The sequence below is a fragment of the Lactobacillus sp. WILCCON 0149 genome, assembly GCF_057197965.1.
The window spans coordinates 733,336-755,228 of sequence record NZ_JBUBHO010000001.1 but is presented as its reverse complement, the minus strand read 5'-3'; the positions used below and the strand labels follow the sequence as shown (position 1 = coordinate 755,228).

The 21,893-nt window shown below is 51.5% G+C and carries 24 protein-coding genes and 1 other annotated feature; of the genes, 1 reads left to right on the top strand and 23 read right to left on the bottom strand.

Annotated features, from left to right (window positions below):
- Positions 1 to 99: 99 nt before the first annotated feature.
- The 12 genes from recN to rplU all read right to left on the bottom strand — a co-directional run bounded on the left by recN (position 100) and on the right by rplU (position 9,342).
- A complete protein-coding gene (gene recN / locus ACYVUV_RS03635; protein WP_439774703.1) occupies positions 100 to 1,785 on the bottom strand; it encodes a DNA repair protein RecN in 1,686 nt (561 codons plus the stop codon).
- 21 nt (positions 1,786 to 1,806) lie between these two features.
- Positions 1,807 to 2,622, bottom strand: a complete 816-nt coding sequence (locus tag ACYVUV_RS03630) for a TlyA family RNA methyltransferase (RefSeq protein ID WP_439774702.1) — start codon at positions 2,620 to 2,622, stop codon at positions 1,807 to 1,809.
- Complete coding sequence (locus ACYVUV_RS03625) at positions 2,622 to 3,485, bottom strand: polyprenyl synthetase family protein (protein WP_439774701.1); 864 nt, start codon at positions 3,483 to 3,485, stop codon at positions 2,622 to 2,624. The genes ACYVUV_RS03630 and ACYVUV_RS03625 overlap by 1 nt, the downstream gene beginning before the upstream one ends.
- Before the next feature lie 4 nt (positions 3,486 to 3,489).
- Complete coding sequence (locus ACYVUV_RS03620; RefSeq protein WP_002879682.1) at positions 3,490 to 3,729, bottom strand: exodeoxyribonuclease VII small subunit; 240 nt, start codon at positions 3,727 to 3,729, stop codon at positions 3,490 to 3,492.
- Positions 3,722 to 5,092, bottom strand: coding sequence for an exodeoxyribonuclease VII large subunit (xseA, locus tag ACYVUV_RS03615; RefSeq protein WP_439774700.1), 1,371 nt, complete (start codon positions 5,090 to 5,092; stop codon positions 3,722 to 3,724). Before xseA ends, ACYVUV_RS03620 begins: the two co-directional genes overlap by 8 nt.
- On the bottom strand, positions 5,079 to 5,930 hold the full coding sequence (locus ACYVUV_RS03610) for a bifunctional methylenetetrahydrofolate dehydrogenase/methenyltetrahydrofolate cyclohydrolase (protein ID WP_439774699.1): 852 nt from the start codon (positions 5,928 to 5,930) through the stop codon (positions 5,079 to 5,081). Before ACYVUV_RS03610 ends, xseA begins: the two co-directional genes overlap by 14 nt.
- 46 nt (positions 5,931 to 5,976) lie before the next feature.
- Positions 5,977 to 6,375, bottom strand: coding sequence for a transcription antitermination factor NusB (gene nusB / locus ACYVUV_RS03605; protein WP_439774698.1), 399 nt, complete (start codon positions 6,373 to 6,375; stop codon positions 5,977 to 5,979).
- Entirely contained in the window at positions 6,375 to 6,809 is a 435-nt protein-coding gene (locus tag ACYVUV_RS03600; RefSeq protein WP_004560645.1) for an Asp23/Gls24 family envelope stress response protein, read from the bottom strand. Before ACYVUV_RS03600 ends, nusB begins: the two co-directional genes overlap by 1 nt.
- 19 nt (positions 6,810 to 6,828) lie before the next feature.
- A complete protein-coding gene (gene efp / locus ACYVUV_RS03595; protein WP_035174949.1) occupies positions 6,829 to 7,395 on the bottom strand; it encodes an elongation factor P in 567 nt (188 codons plus the stop codon).
- Between the two features lie 69 nt (positions 7,396 to 7,464).
- Positions 7,465 to 8,571, bottom strand: coding sequence for a M24 family metallopeptidase (locus ACYVUV_RS03590; protein ID WP_484498994.1), 1,107 nt, complete (start codon positions 8,569 to 8,571; stop codon positions 7,465 to 7,467).
- A gap of 144 nt (positions 8,572 to 8,715) precedes the next feature.
- Complete coding sequence (gene rpmA, locus ACYVUV_RS03585; protein WP_201331855.1) at positions 8,716 to 9,015, bottom strand: 50S ribosomal protein L27; 300 nt, start codon at positions 9,013 to 9,015, stop codon at positions 8,716 to 8,718.
- 15 nt (positions 9,016 to 9,030) lie between these two features.
- Positions 9,031 to 9,342: a 50S ribosomal protein L21 gene (rplU, locus tag ACYVUV_RS03580; protein ID WP_003618434.1), complete on the bottom strand. Its 312-nt coding sequence runs from the start codon at positions 9,340 to 9,342 to the stop codon at positions 9,031 to 9,033.
- 16 nt (positions 9,343 to 9,358) lie between these two features.
- Positions 9,359 to 9,435, bottom strand: a sequence feature (ribosomal protein L21 leader region).
- Positions 9,436 to 9,581: 146 nt separating this feature from the next.
- On the opposite strand from rplU, the gene ACYVUV_RS03575 reads away from it, so the two are divergent.
- On the top strand, positions 9,582 to 9,938 hold the full coding sequence (locus ACYVUV_RS03575) for an arsenate reductase family protein (protein ID WP_439774811.1): 357 nt from the start codon (positions 9,582 to 9,584) through the stop codon (positions 9,936 to 9,938).
- A 42-nt stretch (positions 9,939 to 9,980) separates the two neighbouring features.
- On the opposite strand, the gene ACYVUV_RS03570 is transcribed toward ACYVUV_RS03575, so the two are convergent.
- The 11 genes from ACYVUV_RS03570 to purM all read right to left on the bottom strand — a co-directional run bounded on the left by ACYVUV_RS03570 (position 9,981) and on the right by purM (position 21,893).
- Positions 9,981 to 11,108 carry a trans-sulfuration enzyme family protein gene (locus ACYVUV_RS03570; RefSeq protein WP_439774810.1) on the bottom strand — a complete coding sequence of 376 codons (1,128 nt, stop codon included), beginning with the start codon at positions 11,106 to 11,108 and terminating at the stop codon, positions 9,981 to 9,983.
- A 26-nt stretch (positions 11,109 to 11,134) separates the two neighbouring features.
- On the bottom strand, positions 11,135 to 12,286 hold the full coding sequence (locus ACYVUV_RS03565; protein WP_484498993.1) for a trans-sulfuration enzyme family protein: 1,152 nt from the start codon (positions 12,284 to 12,286) through the stop codon (positions 11,135 to 11,137).
- Between the two features lie 155 nt (positions 12,287 to 12,441).
- Complete coding sequence (locus tag ACYVUV_RS03560) at positions 12,442 to 13,158, bottom strand: ABC transporter ATP-binding protein (RefSeq protein ID WP_439775986.1); 717 nt, start codon at positions 13,156 to 13,158, stop codon at positions 12,442 to 12,444.
- On the bottom strand, positions 13,151 to 13,927 hold the full coding sequence (locus ACYVUV_RS03555) for an ABC transporter ATP-binding protein (protein WP_439775985.1): 777 nt from the start codon (positions 13,925 to 13,927) through the stop codon (positions 13,151 to 13,153). The genes ACYVUV_RS03560 and ACYVUV_RS03555 overlap by 8 nt, the downstream gene beginning before the upstream one ends.
- Positions 13,928 to 13,942: 15 nt before the next feature.
- Complete coding sequence (locus ACYVUV_RS03550) at positions 13,943 to 14,917, bottom strand: branched-chain amino acid ABC transporter permease (protein WP_439775984.1); 975 nt, start codon at positions 14,915 to 14,917, stop codon at positions 13,943 to 13,945.
- Positions 14,918 to 14,931: 14 nt separating this feature from the next.
- Positions 14,932 to 15,810, bottom strand: coding sequence for a branched-chain amino acid ABC transporter permease (locus ACYVUV_RS03545; protein ID WP_439775983.1), 879 nt, complete (start codon positions 15,808 to 15,810; stop codon positions 14,932 to 14,934).
- A gap of 62 nt (positions 15,811 to 15,872) precedes the next feature.
- Complete coding sequence (locus ACYVUV_RS03540; protein ID WP_439775982.1) at positions 15,873 to 17,066, bottom strand: ABC transporter substrate-binding protein; 1,194 nt, start codon at positions 17,064 to 17,066, stop codon at positions 15,873 to 15,875.
- Positions 17,067 to 17,445: 379 nt separating this feature from the next.
- Entirely contained in the window at positions 17,446 to 18,711 is a 1,266-nt protein-coding gene (gene purD / locus ACYVUV_RS03535) for a phosphoribosylamine--glycine ligase (protein WP_439775981.1), read from the bottom strand.
- A gap of 14 nt (positions 18,712 to 18,725) precedes the next feature.
- Positions 18,726 to 20,267 carry a bifunctional phosphoribosylaminoimidazolecarboxamide formyltransferase/IMP cyclohydrolase gene (gene purH / locus ACYVUV_RS03530; protein WP_439775980.1) on the bottom strand — a complete coding sequence of 514 codons (1,542 nt, stop codon included), beginning with the start codon at positions 20,265 to 20,267 and terminating at the stop codon, positions 18,726 to 18,728.
- Entirely contained in the window at positions 20,268 to 20,849 is a 582-nt protein-coding gene (gene purN, locus ACYVUV_RS03525) for a phosphoribosylglycinamide formyltransferase (protein ID WP_439775979.1), read from the bottom strand.
- A gap of 9 nt (positions 20,850 to 20,858) precedes the next feature.
- On the bottom strand, positions 20,859 to 21,893 hold the full coding sequence (gene purM, locus ACYVUV_RS03520) for a phosphoribosylformylglycinamidine cyclo-ligase (protein ID WP_439775978.1): 1,035 nt from the start codon (positions 21,891 to 21,893) through the stop codon (positions 20,859 to 20,861).

Here is a 21,893-nt window from a genome sequence, read left to right as displayed (position 1 = left end):
GATAAAGTGAAAATTATGTTTTCTTCCCATTAGCATGCAAAAAACTCTCTTGCCTTTTGGCAAGAGAGTAATTTTTTGCTTATTTCTTCTAGCTGTTTTTTAATCTTGTTGCTGGCTGGCAATCAAGTCAGCAGCGTTTTGCTCAGCTGCCTCACTGACATTGGCACCGGCCATCATCTGGGCGATCATCTTGACGCTGCTGTCTTCATCAAGCTCCTTGACCTGAGTAAAGGTCTCGCCTTCTGCAACGGTCTTGGCGATAGCAAAGCGGTGATCGGCACTGGCCGCTACCTGCGGAGAGTGAGTGATGGCAATAACCTGCTTTTGGCCGGCAATTGCGTGCATCTTCTTGCCGATAGCCGCTGCCACTCGGCCGGAAACCCCGGTGTCAATTTCGTCAAAGACCATGGTGCCGACCGGTTCAACCCGGGAGAAGATAGCCTTCAAGGCCAAAATCAGCCGGGACTGTTCCCCGCCAGAAACGATCTTAACCAAAGGCATCAATTCTTCGCCTGGGTTTGGCGCGATGTAGAAGGCCAGGTCGTCCGTCCCCTTGACCGTGAAAATGTCGGTCTTAGCAAAGCGGATGGAGAAGCGGGCCTTGTCCATGTACAGATCGGCCAGTTCATGCTTGATTGCTTCTTCCAGCTTCAAGGCTGTAGCTTCTCTGGCCTGGTGGAGGTCGCTAGCCAGGACTGACATTTTTTCCTCAACGGCTGCAATCTGCTTGACCAGTTCTTCCTCGTCAAGGCCGCCAGTTTCAAACTGGCTGAGTTCCTGGGAGACTTTTTCATAAAAATTAAAGACGTCAGCCAGGCTTGGACCATACTTCTTCTTCAAGTTGTTTAAGAGGTCCAGGCGGTTTTGCACATACTGATAGCGCTCTTCGTCAAATTCCAGGCTGTCCATGATGTCGCCAAGTTCTGAACGGGCATCGCTCAGCGAATATACCCCGTCAGTAATGGACTGGGCCACGTTCTTGAAGTCCTTGTCCAGGTCAGCTAAGTCTTCTGCCGTCCCCTGGGCATCCCCCAGCAGGCTGGTCAAGCCGTGCTCGTCGTCGTCAAAAAGCTGGATCATGAAGTTGGCGGATTCGGCAATCTTTTGGTAGTTGTTCAGCTTGTTGAACTCATCTTCCAAATCCTGGTCTTCATGTTCATCCGTCAGATCTGCCTGGGTGAGTTCTTCGACCTGGAACTGAAGAATGTCCTGGCGCTGGGCCAGTTCCCGGCTGTCGCGGCGCAAGTGCTCCAGGCGCTGGTTGAGGGCCAGCCAGGACTGGTATTCAGCTTGGTACTTGGCTAAAAGGGGCTTAAAGTCCTTGCCCGCGTATTCATCAACCAGGTCAATCTGCCGGCTTTGGTCCATCAGCATCTGCTGGTCATTTTGGCCATGGATGTCGACGAGGTACTCGCCGATTTTTGCCAAAGCAGTGATGGTGGTCAGTTGCCCGTTGATCCGGATGACGTTGCGGCCCTTGCTGGAGATCTCCCGGCTGATGATCAAGTCATCGCCGTCCATCGGCAGGCCGTAATCAGCCGCAATCTGCTCAACTTCCCGCATTTCATCGTCTTGCAGGGTAAAAAGGCCGGTCACTACTGCCTTGCTCTGGCCAGATCTGACCATTTCTTTTTGGGCCCGGTGGCCTAGCAAAAGGGAGAGTGCATCGATCAAGATGGACTTGCCGGCCCCGGTTTCCCCGATCAAGACGGTCATTTGCGGCTGAAACTTGATTTTCAGACTCTTAATGATGGCAAAATTTTGGATATCCAATTCCACAAGCATAAGCGTCCCACAGCATCCTTTCTACAGCCCCTGGGCAGCCCGGTCAACCAGCTCGCTGACTGAGCCGGACCAGAGATTCTGCCCTGGATTTGCCTGGTCCTTTTTCAAGTGAATCAAAAATTCAATATTCCCCTTGCCGCCCTTGATTGGCGAATAGTCAACGCCCAAAATGGAAAAGCCGATTTCCAGGGCCTTGACCATGGTGTGTTCAATCACGGCTTGGTGAACCGCGTGGTCACGGACAATCCCGTGCTTGCCGACATTTTCCGGACCTGCCTCAAACTGGGGCTTGATCAAGCAGACGGCATCCCCTTGGTCTTTCAAGATTTCATACATTGGCGGCATGATCAAGTCCAGGGAAATAAAGGACACGTCCGTCATGGCAAAGTCCGGCAGGCCTTCGGTAAAGTCGGCTGGAACCGAGTAGCGGAAGTTCTGTCGCTCCATCACCACCACCCGGGGGTCATCCCGAAGCTGCCAGGCCAGTTGGTTGTAGCCCACGTCCAAGGCATAGACCAGCTTGGCCCCGTTTTGCAAGGCCACGTCGGTAAAGCCCCCTGTTGAAGCCCCAATATCCAGGCAGATCTTGTCTTTTAAGTCAATATTCCAGACCTTGACCGCTTTTTCTAATTTGAAGCCGCCCCGGGAAACATACTTGAGCTTGTCTTTTTTAATGAAAAATTCTTCATCAACCGGAAACTTCTCCCCGGCCTTGTCGATCCGCTGGTGGTTATGGTCAGTCACCAGCCCCGCCATGATGGCTCTTTGCGCCTGGGTTCTGGAGTTAAAAATTCCCTTGGCGGCCAATAATACGTCCGCGCGTTCTTTACTTGCCATTAAAGCACCTTCTGATACAAATCCAAAAAGCCCAGCAAAACTTCTGCCTTTTCCCCGGCCAGATCAGCCTTGCCCATTTCAATCAGCTGCTTGAGCTCCTGTCTAGTTGCTTCAGCCCCCAGCATGGTCAAGCTGTTGTTCTTGCCAACTTCTTGATCCTTATGGGTCGCCTTGCCCGCTTCTTCCTGGCTTTCAACGATATCTACCAGGTCATCATAGAGCTGGTAAGAGCGACCAAAGTGCTTGGCAAAGGCCAGGTACTTTTGGGCCTGCTGGTCTGGGCAAGCGGCTAAAGCCGTGGCCATCTGGACGCTGGCCAAAATCAAGCAGCCGGTCTTCAGCCATTCCATATGGTCAATTACTTCTTCGCTGCTGTCTTCAGTGTTGGTGGTGTCGATGTCCAGGTACTGGCCAGCCACCATCCCCTTAGGACCCACTGCTTCAGTGATGATCTCGACCAGCTTCCAGTTGTGTTCAGCCTGGGCGATCCACTGGATGCCTAAGGGCTGGAGGGCATCCCCAGCCAAGATAGCTTCAGCCTCGCCCCACTTCTTGTGGCTGGTCAATTTCCCCCGCCGATAGTCATCATTGTCCATGGCCGGCAGGTCATCGTGGATCAAAGAATAGGTATGGATCAGTTCAATGCCGCAGGCTGCCTGGATTTCTTTTTCCGTGATTTCAATGCCCAAGGCGTCCAAAGTTGCCAAAAAAAGCAGGGGCCGCAGGCGCTTACCCCCGGCCATGACTGAATAAGCCATGATTTCGGCAAAGCGGGGGTCATCGCTTTCCTTTGGCAGTTGCCCCTTTAAAAAATCATTGACTATCGGCGTGTACTTAGCTTGAAATTCTTTAAAAGTTGTCATGATCTTATTCCTTTGGCGCTGAGGCATCAGTTGGGTCAAGTTCCTTCTCGCTGCCATCTGATTCAATCAACTTGGCCACGGTGTTCTCCGCCTTGGTCAATTCCTGCTTCAATTCCCGGCTCAGCTTGACCCCAGTTTGGAACTGGGCCAATGATTCTTCTAATGACAACTGGCCATTTTCCAGCTGACCAACGATTTCCTGCAGCTCCTTGAGCTGACTTTCAAAATTGTTCTTTTCAGTCATTTTTTTCTTCCTTAATTTCTTCAATCCGGCCGATCGCCTGGCCATCCTTTAAGTGCAGGCGAACCTGGTCGCCTGGCGACAATTGCTGAACTGACTTGACCACGGTGCCGCTTGCGTCAGTCGTGTAGCTGTAGCCCCGGGCCAGGGTCTTTAAAGGACTATAGTCGTCCAGCTGCTGGACGGCCTGCCGGCAGGCGGCCTGCTTTTGCTCCAGAATCCGCTTGATCCCCAGCTCCAGGCTCTTGGCCAGGTAATTATTTTCCTGCTTGAGCTGCTTGATCCGCCGGTCTGGAGCCTGGTGCTGAAGGCGCTGGGTCAAAAGGCTGAGCTTTTGGCTTTGGTCTTTGACAATAACTTCCATCATCCGGTTCAGCTGCTGGGACAATTGGTCGACCTGCTGCATTTTCTGCTCATAGAGGCGCTGGGGTTCTTTCATGATAAAAGAATTTTCCAGCTGGGCCAAAGCCTGGGCCCGGACCTGAATAACGGCCCGGATATCAGTCAAAAGCCTGGTCTGCAGCTGGCCGATCTCAGCCAGGACCCGGGTCAGATCCGGCGTCGCCATTTCAGCGGCTGCTGTTGGCGTAGCTGCCCGGCAATCGGCGGCCAGGTCGCAAAGAGTCGTGTCTGTTTCGTGGCCAACTGAGGAAATCACCGGCATTTTCATGGCGTAAACCTGCCGGACCACTTCTTCTTCGTTAAAAGGCCACAGGTCTTCTAACGACCCGCCACCCCGGCCGATAATGAGCACGTCATATTCATCTGCCCGGACTTGAATCTGCTGCATGGCGGAAACCAGGCTGCCGGCCGCGCCCTCTCCCTGCACCTGGGCCGGGAAAAGGTCGATTTCAGCGTGCGGGAAGCGGCGGTTAGCCGTTACCATGATGTCGTGGATGACTGCCCCAGAGGCTGAAGTCACAACCGCGATCTTATCTGGAAAAAGGGGCAGAGGCCGCTTGTGCTCTTGGGCAAAAAGGCCTTCTTTAGCCAGTTTCTCCTGCAGCTGCTTGAAGCGCTCAAACAAGGCCCCCAAGCCGGCTGGTTCCATGCTTTTGGCATAAAACTGGTAGCTGCCCTGGGCCTCATAAGTTGACAGGCGGCCGGTCACGTAGACCTTCATCCCTTCTTCAGGCTCAAACTTGACTTTCTCAAAATCACCGCGGAACATTACCACATTGATTTTAGACTTGTCGTCTTTTAAAGAAAAGTACTGGTGACCACCTCTGCGGAAGCGGAAATTCGACAATTCCCCTTGGAGAAAAATTTGATGAAGGTAGGGATCTCGGTCAAACTTCTGCTTGACATACCAATTTAATTCACTGACAGTCAAGTACTTTTCTTCAGTCCCCTTAATCGAGTCCATGCTGTCTCCTTGTCAATTTAATGACTTCTTCCATTAAAAACTCTACCGTCAATGGACCAACCCCGCCGGGCACTGGCGTGATCCAGCTGGCCTTTTCTTTAACGGAATCAAAATCAACGTCGCCGACCAGGCGGCCGTCTACCCGGTTGATGCCCACATCGATCACCACGGCACCTTCTTTGACCATGTCAGCCTTGATCATTTCCGCCTTGCCAACCGCGCAGACCAAGATATCGGCCCGCTTAGTCAAGTCAGCCAGGTTCCGGCTGCGGGAGTGCAGGATTGAAACAGAAGCATTTCTTTCCAGCATCAAGGCGGCCAGAGGTTTGCCAACAATATTTGACCGGCCGACGATCACGGCGTTTTTGCCAGTCAAGTCAATTTGGTAGTGGTCTAAGAGGGCAATAATGCCGGCAGCCGTGGCTGGTTCAACAAAGTGCTTGCCCTGCCAAAGGCGGCCGATATTAGCCGGAGTCAAGCAGTCAACGTCCTTCTCTGGATCGATTCTTTCGATTACCCGGTCAGCATTGATCTGCGGGGGAACCGGCAATTGGACCATCAAGCTGGAAACTTCCGGGTCGGCATTCAAGCTGTCGATCAGCTTTAATACATCTTCTTCACTTTCATCAGCCGGCAATTGGTAGACCAGCTGCTTGATCCCCAGTTTCTCAGCCTTCCGTTTCTTGGAGGCGACATAGACCTTGCTGGCCGGGTCATCACCAATATTGATTACGCAGAGTTTAGGGCTGACTCCGTGTTCTTTTAAGGAAGCCACTTCGCTGCCTAACTTTTCGCCTAATTCCCGGGCCAGCTTCTTCCCGTCCAAAATTTCTCCCAAAATTGCCTCCTTAAGAAAAAAAGCCGGCAAAACGCCGGCTTAAAGATTATTCTTGCACAAAGTTTGCCAATATGCCATTGATGAAGGCCTTTGACTTCGGGTCATCAAACTCGTCACACAAATTCAAAGCCTCGTTGATGGCTGACCGGTCTTCAATAACCGGGCTGTACAGCATTTCGTACAGGGCTACTTCCAAAATCGCCAAGCTGGTCTTGCTCAACCGCTCCAAGCGCCAGCCTTGCTTCAAGTTAGCGGAAAGCTTGTCACGCAGTTCAGCCTGCTTGTCGATCACGCCGCTGACCAGTTCCTTGCTGTAGGCCGGCAAAGTATCCAAGTCCAAAGCAGACTTGACATTATCTTCCAATTCACTGGCCGTCAAGCTGGGATCCTGGTTGTACAGATAAATGGCTTGCAGTGCAATTCTTCGACTATCGTGTTGATTCATTACTTATCTTCTTCTTGATCGGGGAATAATGGTTGATCAGCATCTTCAAAGTTCTTTTCATCTTCAGGGAAGACGAGACCAACGACATGAACATCAATTGACTTCAAATTCATATCCGTCATCTGAGTCAGCTGCTGCTTCAAAGCTTCTTGAATCTTGCCCGCAACAGCTGGCACGTTGACGCCGTACTTGAGATATACGTAAACGTCAGCCGTCAGTTCGCCGTCTTCATCAACAGAGACGGCAACTCCCTTGCCCCGATCCTCGCGGCCAAAGACACGGCTCAAGCCTGACTTCAAGCCACCGCGCATCCCGGCAACGCCGTCGACCTTCTGAGCAGAAATGCCCAGAATGACTTCGAGTACCTGCAGGTCGATCTTGATTTGATCGCCCTCATCATTGCCGCTTAAAACGATTGTTGAATTATCAGCCATTTTTCCACCTCGAAAACTACTACTTAGAACGTGATACGTATGAACCGTCACTAGTGTTGATCGTCAGCACGTCACCAACGTTAATAAAGAATGGCACGGTGACAACCAAACCGGTTTCCATCGTAGCTGGCTTACCACCACCTGATGAGGTATCGCCGCGGATGCCTGGTTCGGTTTCAACGACTTCCAGGTCAACCGTGTTTGGCAGGTCCAGACCCAAGGTTTCACCATTGTGGGAAATAATGTTCACAATCATGTTTTCCTTCAGGTACTTGGCTTCCTGGTCAATCTGGGCGTTCGGCACTTCCAATTGCTCGTAAGTTGCCGTGTCCATGAAGACATAGCTTGAACCGTCGTTGTAAAGGTATTGCATTTGCCGGGTTTGAATGTCGGCCGTTTCAACCTTGGCAGTTGAACGGAAGGTGTATTCTTGAACAGCGCCGGTCCGCAAGCTCTTCAGCTTTGAACGAACGAAGGCACTACCCTTACCTGGCTTTACGTGCTGGAATTCAACGATACGCCACAGGTCGTTGTTGTATTCGATCGTGAGGCCGTTCTTGAATTCGTTAACAGAAATCATTGTCATCTGGTAAATCCCCCATTTCTACATCTTAAATTGTACCAATAAACACTAAATTTTACCATAAAAATAATCTTACAGGTGAATGAGTTCGTCCTTTGGCAAAGTTGACAAAACTTCCGGCATGTCGCCGTTAACCAAAATATCATCTTCGATCCGAACCCCGCCTTGCGGCAGGTAGATGCCTGGTTCAACCGTGTGCACGATTCCATTTTCCAGGGTCGTCTGGCTGAACAAAAATTCCGGCTGGCACATTTCGTGGATTTCCAGGCCGATCCCGTGGCCAATCCCGTGACCGAAGTATTGCCCGTAACCAGCGTCATTGATGTAGCCGCGGGCTGCCTGGTCAACATCCTTGCCAGTTGCCCCGACAACGGCGGCAGCAATCCCCCGCTTTTGGGCTTCCAAAACGATCTTGTAGATCTTTTCCAGTTCGTCTTCCACGCTGCCCAAAGCGTAAGTTCTGGTAATGTCGGCGGTGTAGCCGTTGTATGAGGCGGCCGCGTCAATTACGACCAGTTCATGCTCTTGCATCAAGCGGTCGCTGGCCACCCCGTGAGCCCAGGAAGACCGCGGACCGGAAGCGATGATTGAGTCATAGCCCGGGCCGTCGCCGCCGTATAACTTGAAGAGGTAGTCGAGCTTGGCGCCCACGTCTCTTTCTTTGGCACCCGGCTTGAGCATTGGCAGAACTTCTTCAAATGCTCTTTCCGAAATTTCAACCGCCTTCTTGAGAGTAGCCAGTTCCAGGTCATCCTTGACATTGCGGACCCGTTCCACGATTTCAGCAGCCATGACCATCTCAACATCTGGCAGCTGGGCCTTGATCGCGTCATATTCATAAGCAGAAACGAATTCTGCTTCGACTAAGAGCTTCTTGACCCCCAGTTTCTTGACTTCTGCCGCGATTTCAGCAGCTTCGCGTCCATGCTTCATGACCACCTTCAATTCACCCACAGCCTGGGCTTCGATTTGCGGGGCAAAACGGGAGTCTGACAGAAGTACCCGGTCGCCGTTTTTGGTAATGATCAGCTGGGCTTCTTCACCTGTAAAGTTGGTCAAGTAGCGGTAGTTTGCCCGGTTGAAAACCAGCAAAGCATCCGCGTCTTTGTCCTTGATCAAGTCAGCAGTTTCCTTGATCCGTCTGGTCAGCAGACTTAACAATTCATTGTTTTTGCTCATAAGCACCATCCTTTTCTGCAGCTTTTAAGCTTTTGTTCATGATGCTTTTATTATACAAAAGATCAAGGGCTTAAACATGCTTTCCCTTGAAAAAGGGCAAGAAAAAAGCAGGCAGCTGGGCTGTCTGCTCCTTTGCCGGCTTGATTATTCAGCGTCTTCTACTGGCAAAACAGAAACTTGCTTCTTGTACTTGCCAAGACGTTCGAACTTAACAACACCGTTAGTCAATGCGAACAAAGTGTCGTCGCCACCGCGGCCAACGTTCTTGCCTGGGTGGATCTTAGTACCACGTTGACGGTAGATGATTGAGCCAGCGTGTACTTCTTGACCGTCGGCACGCTTTGCGCCCAAACGACGACCAGCTGAGTTACGACCGTTGGCAGTTGAACCACCACCCTTGTGGTGGGCGAGTAACTTTGCGTTTGAAAGAATGTTCATCATCATAGTGTTCACCTCTTACTAAGCTTCGATGCTCTTAACAGTAACCTTGGTGTAAGGTTGACGGTGACCGTACTTAGAATGTGAGTGCTTCTTTGGCTTGTACTTGAAAGTTACAACCTTCTTTTCCTTGCCTTGCTTGTCAACACTGGCAACTACCTTAGCACCTTCAACTAATGGAGTACCAACCTTAACGTCGTCACCATTAGCTACCAGGATAACTTGGTCAAAAACAACTTCTTCGCCAGCTTGTACGTCAAGCTTTTCAACGAAGATACTTTCGCCTTCGGCAACCTTGTATTGCTTGCCACCGGTCTTAATAACTGCGTACATTAGTACACCTCCGTATAAAATTACTTAGACTCGCCATCAAAGGTGCTGCCCAAAGCAGGCTTGTCAACCTTATCTGCGCGGTTGCAGAATCGAGGTATCACTCAAATTGCAACTCTGTTAGTATAGCACGCTTTGCCCGCCTTGCTCAAGTCTTTTGCCAGGCAAATTCCTGTTTTTGCCAGATTTTTTGCGTTAAACTCAAAAGAGATAATTTGTAAGGAAGAAATCGAGGGAAAAATATGCCAAAATTCTATGGATACAAGCGCTGCTCCACTTCCCGCAAAGCCCAGAAGTGGTTTGACGACAACGGCATCAGCTATGACTTCCAGGACCTGGTGGAGACTCCGCCTGAAAAAGACCTGCTCTTGTCCTGGCTGACCAAGTACCAAGACCGCGGCCTGCGCTACTTTTTCAATACCAGCGGCCAGCACTACCGGCAAATGGGCCTGAAAGACAAGTTGCCGGACATGACTCTGGAAGAAGCAGCTGACCTCTTGTCTAAAGACGGCAAGCTGATCAAGCGCCCCCTGGTCGTTGATGACCAGCACTTAACCTGCGGCTTTAAAGAAGAGGTCTATGAGCAGACCTGGAAATAGCAAAAACAAGTTCCGACTTCCGGAACTTGTTTTTTATTTCTTTTATTCCCCTAAGGCTTGGGTCAGGTCAGCAATCAAGTCATCCGCGTTTTCCAGGCCAACTGAGAGCCGCAAAAGCCGCGGCGTAATCCCCAGCCGCAGGCGCTGGTCTTCTTCAACGTCATCATGAGTCTGGTAGTAAGGAATGGTCAAGAGGCTTTCTGCCCCGCCCAGGCTTTCCGCGAAAGTAATCAGCTTGACGCTCCTCAGAACTCGGTCGACTTCTTTGTCGCTGTCCAAATAAAAGGAGATCATCCCCGCCTTGCCCGGGTAGAGGACTTTTTCCACGTGCGGCGCCTGCTCCAAGAAGGAAACAATTTTTTTCGCGCTGGCCGTGTGCTGCTGCATTCTCAAAGGAAGAGTCTTCAAGCTTCTGGTCAAAAGCCAGCTGTCAAAAGCCGACATGGTATCGCCAACCGTGATCGTGTATTGGAAGTAAAAGTCGGCCAAGACCGGATCCTTGACCACCACGATCCCGCCTAAGATGTCGTTGTGGCCCCCCAGGTACTTGGTAGCTGAGTGAATAACCACGTCTGCCCCTTGGGTCAAGGGCTTTTGGTAATATGGCGTGTAAAAAGTGTTGTCAACAGCCACCAGGATGTCTGGATTGTAGTCATGAACGGCATCTGCCACGGCCTGGATGTCCACGCTCTTCATCATCGGGTTTGACGGAGTTTCCAGCCAGACCAGCTTGGTCTTTGGACTCAAAAGTTCCTTTAATGAGTCCACTGCTTCCCCGTTCCAGAGCTTGAACTTGATCTGGAAGTGGTCTGCCAGATGGCGGAAGTAGCGGAAGTCGCCCCCGTAAAGGTCGTCTAAGCTGACTACTTCATCCCCGGTCTTCAAAACGCTTAAGACCAGCTGAACAGCTGCCATTCCGCTGGCTACCGCAAAGCCTTGGCATCCTTCTTCCAGTTTGGCCAGGGTTTCTTCCACTGTTTTCCGATTGGGGGTCTCCACCCGGGAATAAGTGAAGCCCTGCAAGCGGTCAAAGTTGACCGCCTGGTCCAAGTCCGGATGCCGGTAGCAGGCCGACAAGTATAGGGGCTGGGCAACCGGATTAGCTCCGTCTTTAATGCTGCCAGCTTCCGCCACGATGGTCTCAAAAGACCGGGTATCTTTTTCTGTCATCTTTTTTCTCCATTTCCTAAAATCCGTTATCTTTTAGCCTTTTCCAGGGCCTGGTCAATGTCAGCGATCAAGTCAGCCGCGTCCTCAATGCCCACGGCAAAGCGGATCAGTCCTGGCTTGATTCCGGCAGCCAGCTGCTCTTCTTCTGACAGTTCAGCGTGGCTCATCTTGCTTGGCAGTTCGACCAGGCTCTCAACCGCGCCCAAACTTACAGCCAGGTTGAAAAGCCGCAAACTATTGACAAAAACTACCGGGTCATAAACTTCGTCGTCCAGTTCACAGGAGAAGACACCGCCAGCCCCTGTGGCTTCTTTACTCAGCTCCTCATAACCAGCTAAGTCTGGATCACCTGGATAGTAGATCTTGTCGATTCCGGCTTGCTTTTTCAAAAAGGCAATAATGGCCAGGACATTTTCCATCTGCCGGTCTAAGCGCAGTGACAAGGTCTTGATTCCCCGGGCCAGCTCATTGGAATCTTCCGGCGACAAAATCCCGCCAATGGCATTTTGCACAAAGTAAACCCGCTTTGCCAGCTCTGCTCCCTTGGCAATCACGGCCCCGGCACTAACGTCGGAGTGTCCGGCCAGGTACTTGGTCGCGCTGTGCACGACCAGGTCAGCACCGTATTCAAGCGGCCGCAAAAGATAAGGACTGAGGAAAGTGTTGTCGGTAATGGCCAGAATGCCGTGCTCATGAGCCAATTTGGCAATTCCCTCAACCGGGGTCACCTGCAAGAGCGGGTTGGTCACCGGTTCAAAGTAGATTGCCTTGGTATTAGGCTGGATCGCTTTTTCCACTGCCGCCAAATCCCTGGTGTCAACCGCCGTGAAATCCAAGCCCCGGTCTTTGAAGTACTGGTAGACAATCCGGAAGGTGCCCCCATAGATCTGATCACCGATGACGATATGGTCCCCTGCTTCAAAAATCGCCAAAGCCGCGTGAATCGCTGCCATCCCGCTGGCAAAAACAAAGGCCCGGTCACCGCCCTCTAAGCTGGCCAGTTGCTCTTCAACGGCATTTCTGGTTGGATTGCCCGACCGGGAATAGTCATACTTTACTGCCGCCCCGATCTTTGGGTAGGCAAAAGTTGTTGCCTTGTAAACCGGCACGGCCACGGCTCCTGTTTGATTGTCGTCTTGCCTTGGCTGGTGAACCAGCCGCGTGTTAAATCCCGCCATCTTTTTCCTCCTTTTTGTATTAAGCCTAATCTCATTATCAGAATTTTCTTTAATCTAAGCTTAATTATACCCGAAGGAGCCGGCTTTTCCTAGAAACGAAAATTGAAGAAAAAAATAACCTCCGAAATTAGGATCCTAATTTCAGAGGTCATTTTTTAACCACCAAGGTAGGCTTTTTGCACGGCCGGGTCGCTGAGCAGGTCCTGCCCACTGCCGGTCATCTTGACTTCACCTGAAGCCAAAACGTAGCCCCGGTTGGCAATGCTGAGGGCTTGCCGAGCATTCTGCTCGATCAAGAGGACAGTCATGCCTTCCTTGTTGATGCTTTTAATAATGTCAAAAATTTCTTGAATGTAGATTGGCGCCAAACCCATGGAGGGTTCATCCAGCAAGAGCAGCTTTGGCCGCGCCATCAAGGCCCGGGCCATGGCCAACATCTGCTGTTCCCCACCAGAAAGAGTGGCGGCATCCTGCTTTAGCCGTTCCTTCAAGATTGGGAAACGTTTGAACATGGCTTCCATGTCCTTTTCTACCCCGTCTTTATCCTTTCTGAGGTAGGCGCCCAACTGCAGGTTTTCCTTAACCGTCATCCCGGCGAAAATCCGCCGGCCTTCTGGGACCTGGGAAATTCCGGCAGCTACGATCTTTGGCGCGGTCAATTTGGACAAGGACTGGCCCAAAAAGACAATGTCGCCGTCAGCCGGCTTCAAAAGACCAGAGATCGTCTTCAAAATGGTCGACTTGCCGGCCCCGTTGGCCCCGATCAAAGTCACGATCTCACCTTCCTTGATGTCAAAGCTGACGTCGCGGACGGCCTTGATTGCCCCGTAATTGACTGAGAGGTGGTCGACTTTCAAAATTTCTTTAGGCATCTGCTCCACCTCCGAGGTATGCGTTAATTACGGCTTCGTTGTTTTGAATTTCACTTGGCGTCCCCGTGGCCAGCAGCTTGCCTTCGGCCAAAACATAGATTCTTTCCGCCAGGTTCATGACCAGGGACATGTCGTGCTCGATCAAGAGGACGGCAATCCCGTATTCAGTTTGCAGGCGCTTGATCAGTCTGGTCAAGTCAGCCGTTTCTTCCGGGTTCATCCCGGCAGCTGGTTCATCCAAGCAGATGATCTTTGGGTCAGTTGCCAGGGCCCGGACAATTTCAACCTTCCGCTGGGTCCCATATGGGAGACTGCCAGCAGGGAAGTACATGACATCCTGCAGGTCAAAATCCTTCAGCAATTCCTTGGCCCGCTCTTCCATGGCATCTTCCGTCTTATAGTAAGCTGGAAGCCGAAGAACCGCCGTCAAGAAGTTTTCCTTGTAATGGTTGGTCAAGGCAATCAGCACGTTTTCCAAAACGGACAACTGGCTGAAGAGACGGATGTTCTGGAAGGTTCTGGAAATACCCATCTGCGCCACCTTGTAGGCCTTGGTATTTTTCTTCACTTCCTGGCCACCGATTTTGACCGTACCAGTGGTGGCTGGCGCCACCCCGGTCAGGCAGTTGAAGAAGGTGGTCTTCCCGGCACCGTTAGGACCGATCAAGGCAACCAGTTCTTTTTCGCCCACGTGCAGAGAAACATCGTCGACCGCGGTCAAACCGCCAAAGACTTTGGTGATGTGGTCCGCGCTTAAAGCTTCTGTCATTTCAGTTCCTCCTCACTACTTGCTTTCTTTTCCGGCTTCTTTCATGTCGCCGTCTTGCTTTTTAGTCAAAAGGCGCTTGAAAGAGAATTCCCACTTGCCAAACAGACCGCCTGGCTTGAAGATCATGATGATGATCAAAGCGACCGCGTAGAAGACCATCCGCAAAACGCCCAGGCTTTGCAGAGCCGCGTCCAAAACACCCAAGAGGGTAGTGGCCACGAAGGTCCCGGTGATGCTGCCCAGACCACCAAGAACCACGAAGATCAAAATGTTGATTGATTCCATGATCCCGAAGCTGGACGGAACGATTGTCTGCAGGTATGAAGCGTACAGGGAACCGGCAATAGCAGCTGTTGCTGCCCCTAAAACGAAGGCTGACAATTTCCACTTAGTCGTGTTGACCCCCATGGCTTCAGCCGCGATTTCGTTTTCCCGGATGGAAATAACCGCCCGGCCGTCCCGGCTGTGAATAAAGTTGACAGTCACGATCGTGGTCAAGCAGACAAAGATGTAAACCACGTCCCAGGTCGCGAACTGGGGAATGTTAAACAGACCAGCTGCCCCGTTGGTGATCTTCATGTTGTTGATCACGATTCTGATAATTTCCGCTGCCCCCATCGTCGCAATGGCGAAGTAGTCACCGTGCAGGCGCAGGGTCGGAATGCCGACCAAGAGGGCAACAACAATCGCGAGAACCACCCCGACCAGAATCGACAGGTAAAAGCCACCTGCCGAATTCATCGTCTGGGTCATGATCCCGGTGGCGTATGCCCCCAGGGCCATGAAGCCCGCGTGACCCAATGAGAATTGACCAGAAAAGCCGATGACCAGGTTCAACCCGACCGCCAGAATGATGTTGATCCCAATCGTTACCAGCATGTTTTCAATGAAGGTATTGATCACGCCGGTCAGCATCAAGGTGTTGATCAGGTAAAAACCTGCCACCATGAGGATCAGCCAGCAAAGATTGTATTTCCAGTTTTTCTTCATCTGACTTCTTCCTCCTAAACCTTTTCAACTTGCTTCTTGCCAAACAGACCGCCTGGCAGGACAAGCAGGATAACAATCAAAACGATGTAGACGGCTGCGTCTCTGAAGGCTGAGAAGCCCATGGCCTGGACGGCCGTTTCCAGAAGGCCAATCAAGAAGCCGCCGACAGCTGCCCCTGGGATGGACCCGATCCCGCCGAGCACGGCGGCAACAAAGGCCTTGATCCCTGGCGTCATCCCCATCAGTGGGTCAATTGAGTTGTAGTACAAGCCGATCAAAACGCCGGCTGCCCCGGCCAGGGCGCTGCCCAGGGCGAAAGTAATAGAAACAGTATGGTTGATGTTAATCCCCATCAAGCTGGCTGCGTCGTAGTCAGTTGAAACTGACCGCATGGCCCGCCCGGTCTTGGTGTAGTTGATGATGTACATCAAACCCAGCATCAAAACTAAAGTAGTAACCAGGATGATCAGCTGAATGTTGGAAATCGTTACCCCGCCCAGGTCAAAAGTCTTCCGCTTGATGACCTGCGGGAAATTCCGCGTGTCTGAAGTTACCAGGTAGGACATCCCGTTTTCAAGGAAGAATGAAACACCAATGGCCGTAATCAAAGCAGCAACTCGGGGCGCGTTTCTCAGCGGCCGGTAGGCAACTGCTTCAATAATCACGCCGGCCAAGCCACAGACAATCATAGCCGTGATCAAGGCGGTGATAAAGCCAAAGTGCAGGTAGTTGATCGTGTAGTAACCCCAGTAAGCACCTAGCATGTAGACGTCCCCGTGAGCGAAGTTAAGCAGCTTTGAGATCCCGTAAACGATCATGTATCCCAAAGCCAGCAAAGCATAAATGCTGCCGAGGGAGAGCCCATTTATCAATTGCTGGAAAAATGTTTGCAAGTTTAAAACCTCCTTGACTTGCCTGTGGCATTACCGGCTAAATTATCAAATCCAAAAATTAATTACTTAACCGTGTAAGCCTTTGATACCTTGCCGTTGGTCATTTGTTCAACAACGACTGACTTTTGCGGGTTGTGCTTGGAGTCCATAGTGATGTTCCCAGTTACGCCCTTGAAGTTCTTCAGGTTTGCCAGGCCCTTTTGGATAGCGCTTGAAGATACTTCGCCTTCGTTCTTGGCAGCGTCGACGATCATGTAAACTGAGTCGTAAGCCAGGGAGCTGAAGGTTGCCGGTTCTTCACCGTACTTAGCCTTGTAAGCCTTCAGGAACTTAACAACTTCTGGTTCCTTGGACTTGGTTGAGAAGTGGGTAGTGTAGTAAACGTTGGTTGCGTTCTTGTTGCCGGCGATTTGGGCAAGCTTTGGTGAGCCCATGCCGTCAGCACCAACAACTGGAACGTTTAAGCCCATTTCCCGGGCCTGCTTGAGGACCAGACCGATTTCAGTGTAGTAGCCTGGCAGGTAGATTGCTTCTGGCTTTTTACCCTTGATGGTAGTCAGGGTTGAGTTGAAGTCCTTGTCACCTGACTGGAAGTATTGAGTAGTGACGATCTTGCCGCCAAGCTTCTTGAATTCCTTGGTGAAGGACTTGGTCAGACCAGTACCGTAGTCGGTTGAGTTGTCAGCCATGATGGCCACGCTCTTCTTCTTTAAAGTGTTGTACATGAAGTCAGCAGCCTTCTTGCCTTGGAACGGGTCGATGAAGCAAGCACGGAAAGCGTACTTTTGCGTCTGCCCGCTCTTGGTTTGAGTGAATTCAGCAGCGGTTGCTGATGGACCAACCATTGGCACGCCCGCTTTGGTCAGGTTGGCGATTGAAGCAGTAGCGTAAGCCGTAGCTGCCGGGCCGACTTGGGCAACGATCTTGTCGCTGTTGGCCATTTGGGCAGCTACAGAAGCGGCAGTTGAAGTGGATGACTTGTTATCGCTGATATACAGCTTAACCTTATAAGTTTTGCCGCCGATCTTGACACCCTTCTTGTTGATTTCTTGAGCAGCTAAAGCAACCCCCTTCTTTTCTTGCTGGCCGTAGCTGGCAACTGAACCGGAAAGTTCCAGGTTGACCCCGATTCTGATCGTGTTGTCACTGGACTTGTTGCCGGCAGTTGAGCTGGTCTTGGCGGTTGCACAACCGGTCAGGGCTGCGGCGGACATCATGGTTGCGGCGGCTAAGCCGAAAGCTTTCTTAAATTTCATGACGGTTTCCCCATTTCAATCAAATATATTAGACTTCTGATTCTTGATTATCACTTAAACCTAAATTAAAAAGGTCTTCACTCATCTCGTGAGTGAAGACTCTTAATCCGGATCATTGAGCTCACTCACAAATGCAGACGAAGAAGAGCTCACACAGAGCTCTACATAATTTGCAAGAGAGTAATGACGGCAGCTGAGAACAGCATGGCATTATTCATTTGTTGACACATTTGATATTTCATAATTCTCAGCTCCTTTTAATTTTAAGTTGCTTTTATTTTATTTAACTTTCGTCTTAATGTCAAGCTCATTTATCATTTTTGTTTAATTTTTGTTTTTAGGCAACAGAAAAAGGAGCCAATGGCTCCTTTTTCTAGCTTTAAAACTTCTTGCCGGTTGCCCGGTAGCCGATATCGCGCCGGTAGAAAGTCTGCGGGATATCCAGCTTGGCCAAGTAGGCATAAACGTGCTCTTGCGCTTCTTTTAAGTCAGCAGCTTCTGCCCGGACCATCAAGATCCGGCCGCCGCTGCCAGCCAAATCGTCAGCTGGGCCGGTTACGTTGGCATAGTCAACGTAAATACCCTCTTCTGCTGGCAATTGGCCTAGTTTTTGCCCCTTAAGTGGCTTTTTCGGATAGCCTTCAGCGGCCAAAATGACGCCAAGGACTGCCTCATCCTTTTCTTCAACGGCTGGCATTTCCTCGTCATTCACGTTGGCATCAACCAGTTCAGCAAAGTCGCTCTTCAAGCGTGGCAATACAACTTCCGTTTCCGGGTCGCCCAGACGGACGTTGTATTCGATCATCTTCGGCCCCTGCTTGGTCATCATGAGGCCCAGGTACAAAACGCCGTGGTAGTCATAGCCGCCTGCAAGAAGGCCCTTGGCCGTTGGCTCAACCAACTGGTCAACGATTTCTTGGTATTCAGCCTGGCTCAATTGCGGAACCGGGCTGTATGACCCCATCCCGCCAGTGTTTGGCCCCTTATCGCCGTCATAGGCCCGCTTGTGGTCTTGAGCCAAGGGCAGGAGACGGTACTTGCCACCTTGCATGACGGCAAAGACGGAGTATTCAGGGCCAGTCAGGAATTCTTCAAGAACAACCTGCTTTTGACCCTTGGCAAACATTTCCGTCAAAGTACTTTCTGCCGTTTCCTGGTCTTCAGCAATAACCACGCCTTTCCCGCCAGCCAGGCCGTCTTCTTTCAAAACGACTGGCAGGCCAAAGTCTGGCAAGGCAGCGATGGCCTTTTCTGCTGTTTGGAAGGTTTCGTAGCGCGGGTGCGGCACCTGGTATTTTTCCATGAACTGCAGAGCATAGTCTTTTGAACCTTCCAACTGGGCTGCTCTGGCATTTGGCCCGAAGATTTTTAAGTCAAAAGCGTGGAAGTAGTCAACGATCCCGGCTACTAAGGCATCTTCTGGCCCGACAAAGGTCCAGGCAATATCTTCCTTAATAGCAAAGTCCTTCAAGGCCTTGAAATCATCTTCTGGAATGCCAGTGGCTTTAACGCCGATCGCGGCCATGCCGGAGTTGCCCGGAGCACAGAAGACTTCAGCAACGTGCGGGCTCTTCTTCAAAGCGCGGGCGACGGCGAATTCCCGGCCACCAGACCCGACTACCAAAATTTTCAGCTTGTCTTTCATTTTTATCAGCCCTTTTAGTGTCTAAAGTGACGAACGCCGGTGAAGACCATGGCAATGCCATACTTGTTGGCCATGTCGATGGATTCCTGGTCACGGACAGACCCGCCTGGCTGCACGATTGCCTTGATGCCGTGCTTGCCGGCGTATTCAACGCAGTCACTGAATGGGAAGAAGGCGTCGCTAGCAATGACTGACCGGTCATCCAAGGCTTCTGCCGCGTGGTCGATGGCAATCTTTTCAGAGTCGATCCGGTTTGGCTGGCCGGCGCCAACGCCCAGAGTCCGTTCGTTGTTGGCCACGACGATGGCGTTGGACTTGGTGTGCTTGACGGCCTTCCAGGCAAAGAGGAGAGTTTCCAGCTGTTCTTGCGTTGGCTTAGCTTCAGTTACGCATTCCCAGTCAGCGAAGTCTTCGTCCAGAACGTCCTGGTCTTGCACCAGCAAACCGCCCATGACGGAAACAGTTTCCTTGCGGGTTGCTTCATCCTTCTTGCTGAAGTCCAGCTTGAGAATCCGCAGGTTCTTCTTCTTGGTCTTCAGAGCTGCCAACGCATCTTCATCATAGTCTGGCGCGATGATGATTTCCAGGAAGATCTTGTGCATCTTTTCAGCAGTTGCCAGGTCAACCTTCCGGTTCAAGGCAATTACCCCGCCAAAAATTGATACAGGGTCAGCTTCGTATGCCCGGTCCCAGGCTTCTTCCAAACTTTCCCCTTGGCCGATCCCGCATGGGTTCATGTGCTTCATGGCTACGACAGTCGGCTTGCTGAATTCGCGGACACATCTCAAGGCTTCATCAGCGTCTTTGATGTTGTTGTAGGACAGCTGCTTGCCGTTTAATTGTTCAGCCTGCAGAACTGAGAAGGCCTTTGGCAGGGCATCTTCGTAGAGCCAGGCCTTTTGGTGGCTGTTTTCCCCATAGCGCATGGCTTCCTTTAAATCGTAAGTCAAAGTCAGCTTTTCCGGGGCAGTTTCGCCGGCCTTTTCAGTCAAGTATTGGGAGATCAAGGCATCGTATGAAGCAGTCAGGCGGAAGGCCTTGGCCGCCAACTTAGCCCGGGTTTCCAAGCTGGTAGAGCCGTCTTTTTCAATTTCAGCCAAAACCTGGTCATAGTCGGCCTGGTCAACGACAATAGTTACGTCACGGTAGTTCTTAGAAGCTGACCGCACCATGCTTGGGCCGCCGATATCAATGTTTTCAATGGCCTCGGCCAGGGTCACGTCAGGCTTTTCAATGGTTTGCTTGAATGGGTAAAGGTTAACGCAAACCAGGTCGATTGGCGTAATCTTGTGTTCCTTCAAGGTTGCCACGTGCTCAGGCAATTCCCGCCGGGCCAGGAGGCCGCCGTGGATGTAGGGGTTCAAGGTCTTAACCCGGCCGTCAAGGATTTCCGGGAAGCCAGTCACGTCCTCAACTGAAATGGTTGGGATGCCGGCTTCGTCCAAAACGCGCTTGGTACCACCAGTTGACACGATTTCGTAATCATTGGCTACCAGGCCCTTGACAAAAGGAACCAGGTTGGTCTTGTCTGAAACACTTACAAGTGCACGCTTCATTTATTTGTTCTCCTCTTCAAATTTCAGCAAAGCTTTTCTTAAGGCTTCCGGATACAGGTGGTGTTCACATTCGTGAATTCTTGCTTCCAGAGTATCAACCGTGTCGTCATCGTAAATGGGCACGTGCTTTTGAGCAATAGCCGGACCAGAGTCCAGGCCAGAGTCGATATAGTGAACCGTTACCCCAGTTTCAGCCGGGTGGTCGGCAAAGGCCCGTTCAATTGAGTGCAGGCCGGGGTAAGCCGGCAAATATGCCGGGTGGAGGTTGACGATTCTGCCTTCATATTCGTTCAAAATCGTTGGCCCGATTACCCGCATGTAGCCAGCCAGGGCAATAAAGTCGATCTGGTAATCCTGCAGAACCTGGAGGATCTTTTCTTCGTACTTTTGCTTGCCGCCGCAGGACTTGACCGTAAAGGTCACTACCGGGGTGTGGAATTTTTCTGCCCGCTTGATCACCGGAGCGTCCGGGTGGTCACAAAAGAGCAGGGCAAGTTCGCCGGGCAGGTCGCCCTTTTGAAAATATTCGGCCAGAACTTCATAGTTGGTTCCGTTGCCGGATGCAAAAATTGCTACTTTCATCGCTGCCACCTATTTGATAATGATCTTTTCGCCGTCAGTTCTCTGGCTCAAGCGGCCAACTTCAAAGACCTTTTCGCCGCTTTCCAAAAGCAGCCGCTTGGCCTCTTCCTTCTTGTCAGCTGGAACTGCCAGAATCATCCCCAGGCCCATGTTGAAGGTCTGCCAGCAGTCATCATCTGACAAATTGCCAACTTGCTTGAGGTAGTTGAAGACATCTGGAACTTCCCAGCTGCCAGCGGTAATTTCTGCCACCAGGCCGTCATTAAACATCCGCGGCACGTTTTCAATGAGGCCGCCCCCCGTAATGTGGGCCACGCCGTGGACCAGGCCTTGCTTGATCAAAGGCAGGACAGACTTGATATAGATTCTGGTCGGAGCCAGCAGGCTTTCACCCACGCTCTTGCCCTTTAATTCAGCTGGCGTGTCAGTCAGCTTGACGTCATGGTCCTTAAAGAGAATCTTGCGGACCAGTGAAAAGCCGTTGGAGTGAACCCCGCTTGAAGCCAGGCCCAAGAGAACGTCCCCAGCTTGCGGAGTGTCAACTGACAAAAGGCGGTCTTTTTCCGCTACCCCAACCGTAAAGCCGGCCAGGTCATATTCATCTGGCGCGTACATGTCTGGCATTTCCGCGGTTTCCCCGCCGATCAAGCTGGCGCCTGCCTGCTTGCAGCCTTCAGCCACGCCTTGGACAACTGAAGCCAGGAGGGCTGGATCGTTGTGCCCGCAGGCGATGTAGTCCAGGAAGAAAAGCGGTTCTGCCCCTTGAGCCAGGACATCGTTGACGCACATGGCTACGACGTCAATACCGACAGTGTCATTTTTGTCCATCTTTTGGGCAATCATCAGCTTGGTACCGACACCATCAGTCCCGGAAACCAGGACCGGGTGGTCATAGCCTAGGGAATCAAGGTCAAACAGGCCGCCAAAGCCGCCGATATTGCCAACGTAACCCGGCCGCTTGGTTGAGGCTACCGCCCCCTTGATCCGCCGTACCAATTCATAGCCGGCATTGACGTCAACGCCTGCATCCTTATAGCGATTCAC

What these genes read in the sequence shown, in the direction of transcription:
- ACYVUV_RS03600 (WP_004560645.1), bottom strand. Translation starts at nt 6,809, where the DNA reads ATGGCTGATAATTCAACAATCGTTTTAAGCGGCAATGATGAGGGCGAT.
- recN (WP_439774703.1), bottom strand. Translation starts at nt 1,785, where the DNA reads ATGCTTGTGGAATTGGATATCCAAAATTTTGCCATCATTAAGAGTCTG.
- rpmA (WP_201331855.1), bottom strand. Translation starts at nt 9,015, where the DNA reads ATGATGATGAACATTCTTTCAAACGCAAAGTTACTCGCCCACCACAAG.
- ACYVUV_RS03570 (WP_439774810.1), bottom strand. Translation starts at nt 11,108, where the DNA reads ATGACAGAAAAAGATACCCGGTCTTTTGAGACCATCGTGGCGGAAGCT.
- ACYVUV_RS03540 (WP_439775982.1), bottom strand. Translation starts at nt 17,066, where the DNA reads ATGAAATTTAAGAAAGCTTTCGGCTTAGCCGCCGCAACCATGATGTCC.
- ACYVUV_RS03555 (WP_439775985.1), bottom strand. Translation starts at nt 13,927, where the DNA reads ATGACAGAAGCTTTAAGCGCGGACCACATCACCAAAGTCTTTGGCGGT.
- ACYVUV_RS03590 (WP_484498994.1), bottom strand. Translation starts at nt 8,571, where the DNA reads ATGAGCAAAAACAATGAATTGTTAAGTCTGCTGACCAGACGGATCAAG.
- ACYVUV_RS03625 (WP_439774701.1), bottom strand. Translation starts at nt 3,485, where the DNA reads ATGACAACTTTTAAAGAATTTCAAGCTAAGTACACGCCGATAGTCAAT.
- ACYVUV_RS03560 (WP_439775986.1), bottom strand. Translation starts at nt 13,158, where the DNA reads ATGCCTAAAGAAATTTTGAAAGTCGACCACCTCTCAGTCAATTACGGG.
- purH (WP_439775980.1), bottom strand. Translation starts at nt 20,267, where the DNA reads ATGAAGCGTGCACTTGTAAGTGTTTCAGACAAGACCAACCTGGTTCCT.
- ACYVUV_RS03575 (WP_439774811.1), top strand. Translation starts at nt 9,582, where the DNA reads ATGCCAAAATTCTATGGATACAAGCGCTGCTCCACTTCCCGCAAAGCC.
- purN (WP_439775979.1), bottom strand. Translation starts at nt 20,849, where the DNA reads ATGAAAGTAGCAATTTTTGCATCCGGCAACGGAACCAACTATGAAGTT.
- efp (WP_035174949.1), bottom strand. Translation starts at nt 7,395, where the DNA reads ATGACAATGATTTCTGTTAACGAATTCAAGAACGGCCTCACGATCGAA.
- ACYVUV_RS03620 (WP_002879682.1), bottom strand. Translation starts at nt 3,729, where the DNA reads ATGACTGAAAAGAACAATTTTGAAAGTCAGCTCAAGGAGCTGCAGGAA.
- rplU (WP_003618434.1), bottom strand. Translation starts at nt 9,342, where the DNA reads ATGTACGCAGTTATTAAGACCGGTGGCAAGCAATACAAGGTTGCCGAA.
- nusB (WP_439774698.1), bottom strand. Translation starts at nt 6,375, where the DNA reads ATGAATCAACACGATAGTCGAAGAATTGCACTGCAAGCCATTTATCTG.
- ACYVUV_RS03565 (WP_484498993.1), bottom strand. Translation starts at nt 12,286, where the DNA reads ATGGCGGGATTTAACACGCGGCTGGTTCACCAGCCAAGGCAAGACGAC.
- ACYVUV_RS03630 (WP_439774702.1), bottom strand. Translation starts at nt 2,622, where the DNA reads ATGGCAAGTAAAGAACGCGCGGACGTATTATTGGCCGCCAAGGGAATT.
- purD (WP_439775981.1), bottom strand. Translation starts at nt 18,711, where the DNA reads ATGAAAGACAAGCTGAAAATTTTGGTAGTCGGGTCTGGTGGCCGGGAA.
- xseA (WP_439774700.1), bottom strand. Translation starts at nt 5,092, where the DNA reads ATGGACTCGATTAAGGGGACTGAAGAAAAGTACTTGACTGTCAGTGAA.
- ACYVUV_RS03550 (WP_439775984.1), bottom strand. Translation starts at nt 14,917, where the DNA reads ATGAAGAAAAACTGGAAATACAATCTTTGCTGGCTGATCCTCATGGTG.